Genomic DNA, 15,075 nt, shown 5'->3' with positions numbered 1-15,075 from the left:
TACAGTGAGTATTTAATACATTAAACAAAAAATTTCTACCTACAAATAACGTCCATTTTTAATGAAAAATAATTATTTTTAAGCAAAACTTATAAATATGGAATGGGCTTTCGATATTACATTAAAAAATAGAGTCATTTTTAAAAATTTTCTAGAAACTTTTAGTTTAGAACAACTTAATAAAGTGCCTAAAGGTTTTAGTAATAATATCATCTGGAATGTGGCTCACACCATTGTTACACAACAATTATTGGTTTATAATATGTCTGGATTGCCAATGCTTTTATCGGATGATTTAGTTGAAATGTATCGAAAAGGAACTAAAGTGGAGAGAGATGTTACCCAAGCCGAAGTAGATATTATAAAGGACTTGTTGTTTTCTACCATTGAAAAAACAAAAGAAGATTATAATAACAAACTATTTAAAGATTACAAGGAATATACGGTTACCACTAAAAGTGTTTTAACTAATGTGGAAAAAGCCATCGATTTCAATAACTTTCATGAAGGCATTCATTTAGGGTATATTTTGGCTTTAAAAAAATCTTTATAAATAATTTAAAGAAGTTTGTAAATCTTGCCAAGGAATCTGTATTTCGGTAATTCCAGAGGAGTAAGGAGCTATTTCGTAGGTATTGTAAAGTAAGATAACACCTTCCTCACTAAAGCCTATGTTCTCAGGTAGTTTAAAGTTTTCAGGTTCAAAGTATAGTTCTTTTTTGTCGGCTATTTCTTCGTCAAAATAAGTTTTAGCTATCTCTATAAAAGCTAGATGATCCTCTAGTAAATCTTCATTTTTTAGTTGCTTTCCTGTTTGGGCATTAAAATTTAAAAACGAGATGCTTAAATTACCATGAGCTCCGCCAGTATTAAGATAAGTTGTAATTGCCATGGAAATAATATCAGGCGATTGATACATCACTTCGCCATCAATTTGGGCTTCCCAAGAAAGAACACTATCAGAAAAGTCATTTTTAAACGTTGTGTATTCGTTATTAAAGACATCAATGCTTTCTTCAATGGTTTTTGGCAAATGGTTATTAGCATCTTTAACATTTAAAGACGCAATAATATGTTGCTCAATAGAGTGATTAATCGCTTTAGAAATATCATCATTTCCTGAGGCCTCAGGGATGTTAATTTCAACTAGAGTATTGGTATTTGTTGTTTTGGAAATTTCTTTAAATTCTACCGTTTTTTCCTCTTTACAAGTTTGTGAAATTAAAGAAATAATAATGGCATAAATAAATATTTTATAGCGCATAGCACAAAAGAATTTAGATGATGTTAAAGGTAGTTATTGCATTTGAATAGACCGAATTAAACTGTAATTTTGTTAAAACATTCTTGAAGGTAATTCTGAAACAGAAAAATTCTAATGGTTTTTTATAAATTCTAACACATGAAATTCAACACTAAAGCAATACATGGAGGTCAAGAACCTGATTTAGCCTACGGTTCCGTAATGCCTCCCATTTATCAAACATCAACTTACGCACAAACAACTCCTGGAGAACATAAAGGATATGCGTATTCAAGATCTCACAACCCTACAAGACATGCTTTGGAGAACTCTATTGCAAGTATAGAAAACGGACATTTTGGTTTGGCATTTGGTTCTGGCTTGGCTGCAATTGATGCTATTTTAAAACTATTACAACCAGGAGATGAAGTAATCTCGACTAGTGATTTATATGGTGGTTCTTATAGATTATTCACTTCAATTTATAAGAAATTTGGTATTAAATTTCACTTTATAGGTATGCAAGATTCTGAGAATATTGAAGCTTATATTAATAAAAAAACCAAGCTAATTTGGGTTGAAACGCCAACAAATCCCATGATGAATATTATAGATATTAAGGCTTGTGGATTTCTTGCAAAAAAGCACAACTTGCTTTTAGCTGTAGATAACACCTTTGCTACACCATATTTACAACAGCCCCTAGATTTAGGAGCAGATATTGTTATGCATTCAGCTACCAAATATTTAGGTGGACATAGTGATGTGGTTCTAGGAGCTTTAGTTGTTAAAGACAAAGAATTAGCAGATAAATTATACTTTATTCAAAATGCTAGTGGAGCTATTTGTGGACCTCAAGATAGTTTTTTAGTATTAAGAGGTATTAAAACACTTCATGTTAGAATGCAACGTCATTGTGAAAACGGAAGAGCTGTTGCAGAATATTTAGCAAATCACCCTAAGATCGAAAAGGTATATTGGCCTGGGTTTGAAAATCATCCAAATCATTCAGTTGCAAAAGCACAAATGAAAGATTATGGAGGCATGATTTCATTTAGTACTAAAGGGAATAATTTTGAAGAAGCAATTAAAATAGTTGAAAATTTAAACGTTTTTACTTTGGCTGAATCTTTAGGAGGAGTAGAATCTTTAGCTGGACACCCAGCAAGTATGACACATGCGAGTATTCCAAAAGAAGATCGTGAAAAAATAGGTGTTTTAGATTCTTTAATTAGATTGAGTGTTGGGATAGAAGATATAGACGACTTAATAGCAGATTTAAACCAAGCTATCAATTAAAAAGAATAAAAAAACCCAAGAATTTTCTTGGGGTTTATATATTTTATATGTTTTGAATCTAATCTAAATAATAGATATAACCAAAATTTAACCAAATAAGCCAATCGTTATATTTGTTAGATTCTAATTGATGATTTAAGCCATCTATCCAATCGCTTCCATAATATTGCAACCTTAAATCTAACATTAAATCAGAAAGCTTAGTTAATTTATATCTTACACCAACACTTGAAACCAAGGACCAAGTACTACCTGGGGCTGGATCAATAGAGCCAGGCTCCCATGCACTCCAAAAGTTACTAGCATTATTAATGTTTCCATCAACAATTCCAGTACTTGGGTCCATAAAGTTAGTATAGGCTTTTGGATTATATGAGGTATAATGAATTCCAAAACTTATAAATGGAGCAAAACGGTACGAAAAACCTTGAAAATCTCTAATGCTTAAGGGAAAGTACTCTAATTGCATCCCTATGTCAAAATTATTAGCCTCTCCAGTGTGCCCTCTTAATCTTGCTGCATCAACTTTGGTGCCTTCGGCCCATTTTCCGTGATGATCAAGTTTAGTTTTATTATAAGAAATTTCACTTCTTAATTTAAAGTGATCGTTAAAATAAGTATCTGTGGAATAGCAGTTACAGTCTGCTCGATAAGCAAAATTGATATAATGAATAATTCCAATTCCAAAACCAGAGTTTCCATAATTGGTACCTTCATCATTACGTACTCCAAAATCAGATCTAAACTGAACTGGACCAACAATGGCTCCAATTTCATGTGAAAATCCTAACTGAGAAAAACTTGTCTGAATTCCAATAAGCAGGAAAAAGAATACGGATAACTGTTTCAAATAGTGCATATAAGCATTCGATAATTAGAGCATAATAATAAACAAATATATAAAAACTCGATAAACCACCAAATAAATCAGACAAAATGCAAGATTAAGATGGTTTTTAACTTTATTAAGCTAAATCTAATAATTTATTCTTCAATATGCATTGCGAAAAAACAAAAAAATATTTTAATTTTAAAGATAACTTATATTTGTTAGATTAATTAACAAAATAATTCAAGACGATTTAATTTATCTAAATGAAAAATAAAATAGATGTTTTTTTATTCTATTTATATGTTTTTATTCTAAAACTCGTTATATATAGATATATTTGAAAAGTTTAAAGGTAAGTATGAATAAAAGAATCTTCTTAATATTTGTTTTATTATGTCCAATAGTTCTAATAGCGCAAGATTATTCAGCACTTTGGAAAGGACATTTTTCTTATTTAAATGTAAAAGATGTTAGCCAAGGTAACGGAAAAATTTATGTAGCTGCAGAAAATGCCGTTTTTTCTTATGATATAAATTCTTACGAAATAGAATCTCTTTCTACTATTAATGGACTTTCAGGTGATGAAATTTCCGCTATATATTATAGTGAAGCTTATGAAATGCTAATTATAGGTTATTCAAATGGACTTATTGAAATTGCATTAGATAATGATGATAACATTTTAACTGTTGTTGATATATTAGATAAACCAACAATTCCTCCAAGTAATAAAATGATTAATTATTTTGAAGAATATAATGAGTTTGTTTATATCTCTACTGATTATGGTATTTCAGTTTACGATATGTCCAGACTTGAATTTGGAGATACGTATTATATCGGGGATGGTGGTACACAAGTTAAAGTAAAACAAACAACAATAGTAGATGGATATATTTACACAGCTTGTTATAGTGGCATGGGATTTAAAAGAGCCTTAATAGATAATCCAAATCTTATTGATTTTCAAGAATGGGAGTATGTCGTGTCTAATCGTAACTACCTTGGGATTCAATCTACAGATGAAGGTTATGTTTATGCTATGAGAGGTGATAGGAGAGTTTTTAAGGTAAACGATACTGGAGTTGAATTAGTAACAATTATTCCTTCGCCTGTTTTAGATTATAGAATTATAGAAAATAAAATTTTTGTAACCACAAATAGTGTTTTATATATTTATAATAGTGATTTTGAAGAAGAGTTAGAGATCCCTATTCCTGAAGAGTATAATACTGAATTTACAGTTGCTACCAAGAAAGATAATTATATTTATATAGGGACTGTAGATTATGGTCTTCTAAAAACAGAGTATATAAACCCAGTTGAATTTTTAGAACTTCACCCAGATGGTCCCTTATTAAATTATTCATTTGCAGTACAAACAACTCCAAACAATCTCTGGGTAACTTTCGGGGATTATAACTTAACGTATAATCCAGCACCTAATAGAGAACGTGGGTTTAGTCATCTTATTGATGAAGCTTGGGTGAATGTTCCATACGATAGTGTTTTAGGAGCTAAAAATTTAAATAAAATTTCAGTAAACCCATTTAATAATCAGCAAGTATTTATAAGTTCGTTCATTGCTGGGATAATTGAAGTTAATAATGATTCTCCTACTGTTTTATACGATGAAAGTAATAGTGCATTAAGATCATTAGTAATTCCAGGGGCACCTAATTATAAAAATATTAGAGTTAGTGCTTCTACTTTTGATGAAAGCGGTGTTTTGTGGAGCATGACAGCAAGAGTAGCAAAACCTTTAGTGTCTTATGATCCAAATTCTGGTCAGTGGAATAGCTTTGATTTTACCGATTTAATCCCCGACGCCTTAGAAGGAGAATGGGGTTACAGCGATATTGAAATTGATGAGAATGGCACCAAATGGATTGGTGGATATAAAAATGGTCTTATAGGTTTTAATAATAGGAGTGGCGTTAGCTTACGAAGCTTATACACCGAAGAACAAAATATGCCTACAGCATTTGTTTCAGCTTTAGCCATAGATAAAAGAAATCAAATTTGGATAGGAACTATCAGTGGATTAAGAGTCTTGTATAATACAGCAGGTTTTTTTTCAGATCCAGCAATAGAGGCACAATCCATTATTATTTTAGACGATGGTCTTCCACAAGAACTTTTGTTTCAAACCTATGTTTCAGATATTGAGGTAGATGGTTCAAACAACAAATGGATAGCAACTATAGGTGCAGGATTATATTATTTTTCTTCAGATGGACAAGAAACCATTTATCATTTTACGAAAGATAATTCGCCCTTGCCAACTAACGATGTTGTAGATGTTGCTATTGACCAAGCTAATGGAATCGTATATATAGCTACAGATAAAGGATTAGTATCCTTTGGTTCTGGAGGGTCTCAAACAGAAACTACTCTAGAGAATGCTTTTATCTTTCCAAATCCGGTTCGACCAGATTTTAATATGGCCGATAAAAAAGTTAAAATAAGAGGGATCACTGAAAATATGAACGTCAAAATTACCGATATAGAAGGTAACTTGGTAGCCGAAGCCCAATCTAATACAAATTCGCGTTATAAAGGATATAATTTAGAAATTGATGGAGGAACTGCTTATTGGAATGGAAAAAACTTAGGGAATAACACGGTGGCTTCCGGTGTTTATCTAGTAATGTTATCCGATTTAGAATCTTTCGAAACTAAAGTTATAAAATTAATGGTGGTGAGATAATGCTAATAACTACTAATGCCATTGTTTTATCTAAAATAAAGTATAGAGATAACGATTTAATTGTTACATGTTACACTCAAAAGTTTGGTATTGTAAGTTATATTTTAAGAAACGTTTCAAGTTCTAAAAAAGGACACTCGAAGACAGCATATTTTCAATTACTATCACAATTGCAGTTAGTGACACTGCATAAAAACAATAGATCTTTACAGGAGGTAAAAGAAGTAAAAATACATTATATGTATGCTAGTTTGCAAACCCATGTTATTAAAGGATCTATTGCTTTTTTTTTAGCCGAAACACTTGCAGGTACTTTAAAAGAAGAAGAGCGAAACGACACTCTGTTCAGTTATTTGGAAACCACACTCCAATGGTTAGATACCAACAATGAATATGCTAACTTTCACTTGCTCTTTTTACTAAAACTGACCAAACATTTAGGGTTCTTTCCAGAACAGGCTAAGAATAACGAAACCTGGTTTAATTTACAGGAAGGCAGGTTCGAAAAGAATAAAACAAATATCTATACTATTACAGGTGAAAATATAATTCTTCTAAAAGACCTGTTAGGCACAAATTTTGATGAGTTAAACGCTATTAAAATCAACTCAAATCAAAGGCAATCATTTTTAAAAATGATGCTTTTATATTTTGAATTGCATTTGGAAGGGTTTAAAAAACCTCAATCTTTGCAAATTTTTAATCAAGTATTTAATTCATAATTTTTAATTAACCAACATGAGATTATTTTTCACCTTAGGCCTATGGCTTTGCTTTGCTATGTCCATTCAAGCCCAGGAAATTAGAGTGCTAGAAAGCGAGTCTAGACTTCCTATCCCAGGAGTTAGTATTTATAACCAGGCAAAGACCATCATAGTTATTACCAATTTTGATGGGATGGCCTCTTTAAGCTCTTTTTCAGATTCCGAAAAAATCTATTTCGAAGATTTTCTACATGTTAAATTAACCACAACCAAATCTGCCATTATAGCTAACAATCATACCGTTTTATTAGAACCAAAAATTGAAGGTTTAGATGAAGTGGTTATTTCAGCTTCAAAATTCGAGCAAAGCAAAAGAGATATTCCTCAAAAAATTATTGGTATCGATGCCAGAGAAATTCAAATCTCAAACCCACAAACTAGTGCCGATTTACTAGAGAGCTCTGGAAATGTGTTTATTCAAAAAAGCCAACTTGGTGGAGGAAGTCCTATGATTAGAGGATTCTCAACCAACAGGTTATTACTTACAGTCGATGGAGTAAGAATGAATAACGCTATTTTCAGAAGTGGAAACCTTCAAAATGTTATCTCTATCGATCCTTTTACCATACAAAACACCGAAATAACTTTAGGTGCAGGTTCTGTAGTTTACGGAAGTGATGCTATTGGTGGCGTGATGAGTTTTTATACCAAAAAAGCCCAATTATCCTATTCAGATACTATGTATTTCAAAGCCAATGCCGTAGCGAGATATGCGACTGCAAATGAAGAAAAAACGGGGCATTTAGATTTAAATTTCGGATTGAAAAAATGGGCGTTTTTAACCAGTTTTACCTATTCAGATTTCGATAATCTGCGAATGGGAAGTCGTGGTCCTGATGATTATTTAAGACCAGAATATGTTATTACTGAAAGCGGGGTAGACCAAACCGTTATAAACGATAATCCTAAAATACAGGTACCTACTGGTTACAACCAAGTAAACTTCATGCAAAAAGTACGGTTTGAACCACAGGACAATTTAAGTTTTGACTTAGGCTTGGTTTATTCTACAACATCAGATTACTCGAGATACGACAGACTTATAAGATATCGTGGAGATGAGTTACGCTCTGCCGAATGGTATTATGGACCACAAGAGTGGTTTATGGGAAATCTACAAATGACAAAAGTAAGTAGCAGTTCAAATTTGTACGACAAAGTACAAACCACCTTGGCATATCAAAACTTTAAAGAAAGTAGAAACGATAGAGACTACCAAAAAGTGATTAAAGATATTAGAGAAGAAGCCGTGGATGCTTATTCTTTTAATGCCGATTTTGAAAAATTATTATCTCCAAAAACAGACTTATTTTATGGAGTAGAATATGTCTATAATAAAGTAAAATCTACAGGGGAAGCCTTAAACACAGAAACAAATAATACGGAACCAACCGTTTCAAGATATCCAAATGGTTCTACTTGGCAATCTATGGCTGCTTACACAAATGTCAAATTTAAGCCTAGTGAGACATTTGTATTACAATCTGGTTTGCGTTACAATTATATTTTAATGCATGCAGACTTTACTGAAAACAATCAATATCTTAACTTACCTTTTGCTGAAACCAATTTAAATTTTGGAGCCTTAACAGGTTCTGCAGGAATTAGTTGGTTGCCTAATGACGTTATTCAATGGCGATTTAATGTATCCACAGCATTTAGAGCGCCAAATATAGACGATATTGGTAAGGTGTTCGATTCCGAGCCAGGTTCGGTGGTTGTTCCTAATCCAGATTTAAAATCAGAATATGCCTATGGAGGAGAGTTAGGTTTAACTCTAAATTTTGATAATGTGGTCATTGTCGATTTAGCAACTTATTATACCTATTTAGATGATGCTTTAGTAAGACAAGATTACAGTCTTAATGGAGAAACAGAAATTATGTACGATGGCGAATTAAGCAACGTGCAAGCCATTCAAAATGCCTCAGATGCTAAGATTTATGGTTTTGAAGCTGGAGTGCGTTTAAACCTTTCTAAGCAATTAAAATTAGTATCTCAATATAGTGTTACTGGAGGAAAAGAAGATGAAAATGGAGAAGAAATTCCTATCAGACATGTCGCTCCTAACTTTGGGAACACCCATTTAATTTGGGAAAAAAATAAGTTTCTTGTAGATGCCTTTGCCGAATACAATAGTGAAATGTCTTTTTATCAATTAGCACCTTCAGAGCAGGATAAAGACTATATGTATGCCTTAGACGATAATGGAAATCCATATTCGCCATCTTGGTCCACCTTAAATTTAAGAACTCAATATCAAATTACCAAGTCGGCAACTATAGTAGCTAGTTTAGAGAATATTACAGACCAACGTTATAAAACCTATTCGTCTGGAATTGCTTCTCCGGGAAGAAATTTAATAGTGTCTTTAATCTATAATTTATAGATCAGAAGCATCCTAAAGGATTTTTTATTTTATATGAGTTGTTTATAAGCATTCTCATTATTGGCCTATCGAAGATTTAGCGTAAAATTTGACATGAAAACGTCGTGAAATTTTAGTCTGTTTGAGCAAGCCAAATTTTGAATCAAGCAATATTTGTCAAGCGAGTTTCTAAAATTTAGACGTTGAATGATAAATTTAGATAAGTGTTCGTAAGCCTAGACTTTCCTGCCTGCCGGCAGGTTTGTTTCTTTTTTGGGCAATGCAAAAAAGAAAAGACCAGTAATTTTTTGAATGTATAAAAAGATTATTTAGTACAGGCCTGTTTATAGATATCTAATTAAACTAATAAAAAAGTCTCTACCATATTATTATAGAGGCTTTTTTATTAGTTTAAAACGTGATATGTCACAAAATCTTGCCTGCATTTATTTATCACTAGGCCGTCAGCCTTAATTTGTCACACGGAGCTTTTCTAATATGTGTCACACTGAGCTTGTCGAAGTGCCTAAATCAACATCGTATACTCTATTATTTCATAAAGAATAGACTATCGAAACCTCATTTAGCTAATCGCATTCATGCAACACTTGTTCATCTGTAGTTTCAGAGAACTAAACAACAAACCCTATTTCCGTTTCACAGCCTTTTTACTTATCACTTGTCCGTTAGATAAGCTAATCTTAGCAATATAAGTAGCTTGACTTAAGTTAGAAAGGTTGTAAGTTTCAGTAGAACTATTTCCTTTTAATCTATATATAGTTCGTCCTAAAAGATCGATAATGTCAACAGACCTTATCTCGTAGGCATTAGGTACTTTAAATTGTACATCACCATTTTGAAGCTCTATAATCGTGATGTTATTGGCAGAAAGTTCTTGGTCATGAATAGATAAGAACGAATCTCTAAAAACAATTTCAAAACGGTCGTTAAACTCTCCGGTTTCTGAAGTGAAAGAGTAATCGTTAGCACTTAAATCATGTATTATATTCAGTAATTTATCTTTTAGGTAAACGGTATTTTCGGTCATGAAGTCACCTTCTAATTGCTGAACGGATAATTTATAAAGCGTTGCTTCATCTATAGATGTGTAAAAACCTAAAGGAATAATTTCTTCTAAAGTTAAGCTATTAGGTTCTTTTGCTTGAATAGCAAACTTTTTATTAGAATCTAAAATCAATGAATATAAAACAGCATTTGCACCAGATGATAAATTTCTTTCAGCATCAAAATGCATACCGTCAACACCATCTGTAGCTCCTTGTACGTAACCTATAAGCACTTGATTAAAAGCGCCGTTGTCTGAAGATAGGTTTACCCATATTTTATTTTCGTAAGCACTAGTTCTAAAAAACTGGTCATTATTGTCAGTAACACGCATAGCATTATTAAAAACTGGTTGACTAGTAAAACCGGAGCTTCCTGTATATGATTTGTTGGCAATAACAAAAAAGCTTTGTCCAGAAGCAATGTAACCGTTTGGAATTCTAGAAGGTCCACTTATTGGGCTATGCCCTGTGGCAACACCTCCCACTAAATTAAGCATAGCATAATCGTCTTGTGAGAAATTTAAGTATTGATTACCAGGAGCATCAGGATCTGGATTGGTATAGTGTGACCAGAAATAAATAACCCCTTCTAAAAATGAGGATGTATGAGTAAAAAACTCTTGTGCGCTAATAGCCGAAGGATATGGGTTACCAATTAAATTCCAGTTTTTATAAGGCACAGCTTGGTCGTTATAAATATCTACGTTTATAGGTCCATTATTAAATGCGCCACCTGAGGCCAAATTACCTTCAAATATATATTGATAAGATTGCCCTGAATTAAATCCAACGTTATTATGTGTTGCAGCATATCCAACTCCTGGAATCATAGATCCAGTAGGTTGATTGAACCAATCATTACCATCATCGTCTATATCATCCTGACCAGTAGTAAAAGTGCCATCATTAGCATTTTCAATTAATAAATCATTAAATAAATTGGCACGATAAATAAAACGTCTATTACTTTTAGAATCAGATAAGGCATTTTCTATTTGAGCATCTTCTAGAGGAGAACTCCAGTAAGTGTAGTCATACCAGTTTTGAAGTGGGTGTGTATATTTAGATAAGGTGTTTACAGCAGAAGCGTTAGCTAGGGTTATTGTACCCAAATCATTAATTTGAACAAGGGAGCCACTTGCATCTACGTATATTTCACCTGCAACATCAATATTGTTTTCAACCTCCACATAAGTATTATTAGAAATAGTTAACTCATAGGTAGGATCTATTATTAATTGACAGGCACTAAAACTGCCGTCCAAGCCAGTGGTATAATCACCCCTTAGAATCGCTACAGTATTAATATCTGGAGGCGTAGAATTAGTCCAGTCTGTGCCATCCCAAATAGTTCTAGCAGTATGAAGGCGTACAGCATTACTTGCAGTATAACAAGTAGCAGTATTTTCCCTGACTTCACAGTAATATTGAAAATCATTTAGGTTTAAAGCATCTAAAATGTTTAAAGTATCTGTTGTAGCACCTGTATATATTGCACCATTGGTTACAACTGTCCATCCTGTATCTCCAGGAGCACTATAATACCATTGGTATGCTAATGGATTTCCACCAGGAAATCCTTCTGTAGCCGTTACGCTAATGGTTGCTGTAAGGTCGCAACTGCTAGATGGTAAGCTTGGCTGTATGGTTAATGAAGGAGGAACTCCTGTGGAAAAATCATAAATTCCAATGTCGGAATAATCATTGGTGCCACAAGAACTAGCTCCAGAACCTGCCCAATCTATAATTAACCAATCATTGTCATCAAAGTTGTTATTTGGTAAAGGGCTTGCAGTATTCAATCTTCTAAAGTTAAATCCTCTATCTCCAGATATTGTAGTATGTAAACTATCCATCCAGTTACTGCTTTCATGCACACCAAATTCGTCTACAACTACAGTTCCAGATGCTTTTAATAAACGAATAGCATCATGTTCATTATTCTTTTTATTAATACCACCTACATAACTTATAATATCTGCTAATTCACCATTACCGTTACTCGGGCAACTGTTATTTGGTTGTGGGTTTGTTGTAGCTCCTATGGCTGCAACAAAAGTGGTATTATGAGCAATACTACCAGTTAAATTAATCGAATTAGACGGTGTTGTCTCTCCATTGCTATAAATACCTAAAGAATATCCTGAAAGATTAACAGCACTACCAGTTCCGTTATATAGTTCTATATAAGTGAGGCCCCCTAAAGTGGCATCTGTAATTTCACTAATAAATATATCAGCTAAGGTTGCGCTGCCTTCACAGCCACCAATTTGGCTATCAATAACACTAAAAGGAAACGAGCTAGAACAACCAAAACTATTTGTTACTATAAGATTTCCTGTTTGCGCCCCTGTAGGCACAGTAACCTCAATTTCATTATTACTAATAGCAGTTACAGTTAATGGCGTGCCATTTAAAGTTACTGTTGCAGTACTAATATCTTCACTTAAATCTGTTAAAGTAATTACTGTACCAACGGGTCCAGAACCTGGTGTTGAAGTCATGCTGCTAGAACCACAAATACCAGTTCCTCTAACCGCAAAGGTAAATGGGTTTTCATCACTGTCATTATTATTAATAGTTACAGTAGCATTTTTTACGCCAGGAGTAGAAGGGCTAAACGCAATCAAAACCGGTGCAGAATCTCCAGGTGCCAAGCTTATTGGAGCTGGATTACTTGTAATTACAAACTCTGTAGTAGATACAGTTATACTGCTTAAGTCTAAAGCTCCAGTACCTAAATTCACAATTAAGTAGGTTTTTGAAGCAGAGGTTTGTCCTTCTATTGTGGCAGCAAAGGTGTTGTTATATGCAGGAGCAATTCCTGCACCATCTGGAATATTATTTCCAGAGTTGGTTTCAACGCGAATCTCTGGAGTTGGCGTAACACCTTCACCTGTAAGGTTAACAGTACATGCGCTTTCATCCACATCATTATTGTTTATGGTAAGCTCTGCTGTTCTAGTACCATTTCCAGTAGGTGCAAATTGTACGGTAACGGTTTGGCTAGCACCTGGTATTACTGTAAACGGTGCGGCAGGAGAAATTATTGAAAAATCTCCAGGATTTGCACCTGCTATACCAAAAGAGCTGATATCTAAATCTACCGTACCAAAGTTTTCTATGTCAAAAGTAAGATCTGTAGTGCCAAAGTTGCTTCCAAGAGTTCCAAAGTCTATGGTGTAACCGCAGTTTTGGTCGCTACCTAGATCATCTACTAGTTGTAGTTCTGGGTTTGGAGTTCCCGTATAACAAGTCCAAGATAAATTATTAATTAAAGTACGGTTGCCACTATTGCTCAATTCTACGTCTATTGGTCCTGGAACATTAATAGTTGCCGTAAAAGTAGTAGACGTAGTTGAAGTAACAGCAATATCTCCACCATATTGGATGCCATTAATATAAACTTGTAATGTTGAATTGTTGCTAAAAACACGTGCATAATCAAAAGTTATTACACCACAACCACCTGAGAATGAAGTGTCGTTGGTTAGAGAGCCATTTCTTAACATGATGGCCTCATTTCCGTTTAAATCTTCGTCTGATCTAGCGTCATTAGCAGTCCAGTATATACCATTATCACCTTCCCAGTTTTTTGTTAAATAAGTTCCAGAAGTGTCGTTGTTTACATTAACAAAAGATTCACTAGCACAAGGCCCTGTATAAACCACAAAAGACACACTTATAGTATGAGCTCCTGTCACATTAATAAAATCATAAGAAGTTACTGCGCCTACTGAAACACCATCTACTAAAACATCATCTACGGCATAACCTGAATCAGCTGTAATGGTATATGTTTGGTCTGTACCACAATTTATATTTGTTACACCAGCTGGTGATATTGAACCATTTGCTCCGGCAGAAGCCGTAATATTGAAAGTATCAATAGTAAAAACAGCCGTAATGGTATGATCTGTCGTTACGTTGGTAAATGTATATGGATTGGCACTTCCTGCATTGCTGCCATCAACTATCCAATTGGTAAAGGTATAACAAGCATCTGGCGTAGCAGTAAAAGCTTGGTCATCACCAGTAGTTACACTTGTCGTTCCTGGTGTGATTGTGCCACCTATGGCTTGGGTTACTGTTATGATATTTCCAGAGGCTGGCGTACCTTCAACCACATACGAAAATGTATTATAACCATCACCTCCTCCGTTTTCAGAAAATTCAAATCCAACAATTAAAGTGGAAGCTGAACTTACATCCAGATTAAGAATTGAATAAAGTAAGGGATCACCATCAATTGTACTATAATTACTAGTCTCAACTCTTGTTCCTCCATCTAAAATATAAAAATAAATAAAATTATTATCGTTTGCTCCAGAATTTACTGAATTAGCGATAATGTTAACAGATGACATCGCTGAAACATCAATGGTTTGACTTTGAAAAATACCTTGGCCTCCCCAATCATCTGATTCTAATACACCATCAATAACTTCAAAAGTGTTATCGGAGCCATCAGTTGCTGGAGTAGATACATAGCTTAAATTCCAAGAATTTGGTGAAGTACCAAAAGGGCCAACAGAAGCAGGTCCTGTTGCAGGTGGAGAACTGCTAGTATGTGCTGTAAACCCATCTCCATTATTTGAGAAATCTGCATCAAAAATTGTTACCTGCCCAAAACCAGACAAAACAAAGCACAAGAAAGCCGCGAATACGAGGGAGTATTTTTTAATCATAGAGAAAAATTAATTAAGCTCATTAAAAAAGGAGCATACAAATATAACACAAATTATCATATAAATCAATGGCTCACAACGGGTTACTTGTTAACAAATTGTTA

Annotated in this window: 8 protein-coding genes; 5 read left to right on the top strand and 3 right to left on the bottom strand. The window is 33.7% G+C overall.

Annotated features, from left to right (window positions below; genetic code table 11):
- Positions 1 to 97 precede the first annotated feature (97 nt).
- Positions 98 to 553 (top strand): DinB family protein, encoded by a 456-nt coding sequence (locus tag OS191_RS09895; protein WP_267155531.1) that lies wholly within the window; start codon positions 98 to 100, stop codon positions 551 to 553.
- Here the strand turns inward: OS191_RS09895 and OS191_RS09890 are convergent.
- Entirely contained in the window at positions 548 to 1,264 is a 717-nt protein-coding gene (locus OS191_RS09890) for a DUF3298 and DUF4163 domain-containing protein (RefSeq protein ID WP_267155530.1), read from the bottom strand. The genes OS191_RS09895 and OS191_RS09890 overlap by 6 nt on opposite strands.
- A gap of 138 nt (positions 1,265 to 1,402) precedes the next feature.
- Here OS191_RS09890 and OS191_RS09885 point away from each other — a divergent pair, with 138 nt between their 5' ends.
- Positions 1,403 to 2,542: a cystathionine gamma-synthase gene (locus OS191_RS09885; RefSeq protein ID WP_267155529.1), complete on the top strand. Its 1,140-nt coding sequence runs from the start codon at positions 1,403 to 1,405 to the stop codon at positions 2,540 to 2,542.
- A gap of 58 nt (positions 2,543 to 2,600) precedes the next feature.
- Here OS191_RS09885 and OS191_RS09880 read toward each other — a convergent pair whose 3' ends face one another.
- On the bottom strand, positions 2,601 to 3,401 hold the full coding sequence (locus OS191_RS09880; protein ID WP_267155528.1) for a THC0290_0291 family protein: 801 nt from the start codon (positions 3,399 to 3,401) through the stop codon (positions 2,601 to 2,603).
- Positions 3,402 to 3,732: 331 nt separating this feature from the next.
- Here OS191_RS09880 and porZ point away from each other — a divergent pair, with 331 nt between their 5' ends.
- The 3 genes from porZ to OS191_RS09865 are packed head-to-tail and all read left to right on the top strand — an operon-like array spanning position 3,733 to position 9,237.
- Positions 3,733 to 6,084 carry a type IX secretion system anionic LPS delivery protein PorZ gene (gene porZ / locus OS191_RS09875; protein WP_267155527.1) on the top strand — a complete coding sequence of 784 codons (2,352 nt, stop codon included), beginning with the start codon at positions 3,733 to 3,735 and terminating at the stop codon, positions 6,082 to 6,084.
- The gene (gene recO / locus OS191_RS09870) at positions 6,084 to 6,806 is read left to right on the top strand and encodes a DNA repair protein RecO (protein ID WP_267155526.1); all 723 of its coding nucleotides are present in this window, start codon (positions 6,084 to 6,086) and stop codon (positions 6,804 to 6,806) included. Before porZ ends, recO begins: the two co-directional genes overlap by 1 nt.
- Positions 6,807 to 6,822: 16 nt before the next feature.
- Positions 6,823 to 9,237 (top strand): TonB-dependent receptor, encoded by a 2,415-nt coding sequence (locus OS191_RS09865; RefSeq protein ID WP_267155525.1) that lies wholly within the window; start codon positions 6,823 to 6,825, stop codon positions 9,235 to 9,237.
- A gap of 625 nt (positions 9,238 to 9,862) precedes the next feature.
- On the opposite strand, the gene OS191_RS09860 is transcribed toward OS191_RS09865, so the two are convergent.
- Entirely contained in the window at positions 9,863 to 14,971 is a 5,109-nt protein-coding gene (locus OS191_RS09860; RefSeq protein WP_267155524.1) for a RemA C-terminal-like gliding motility protein, read from the bottom strand.
- Between the last annotated feature and the right edge of the window lie 104 nt (positions 14,972 to 15,075).

This window comes from Xanthomarina sp. F2636L, assembly GCF_026410195.1.
In the GTDB taxonomy this organism is placed as follows: Bacteria; Bacteroidota; Bacteroidia; order Flavobacteriales; family Flavobacteriaceae; genus Xanthomarina.
Note: the sequence above shows the minus strand (reverse complement) of the source record. Positions and strands in the feature narration are given on the sequence as shown.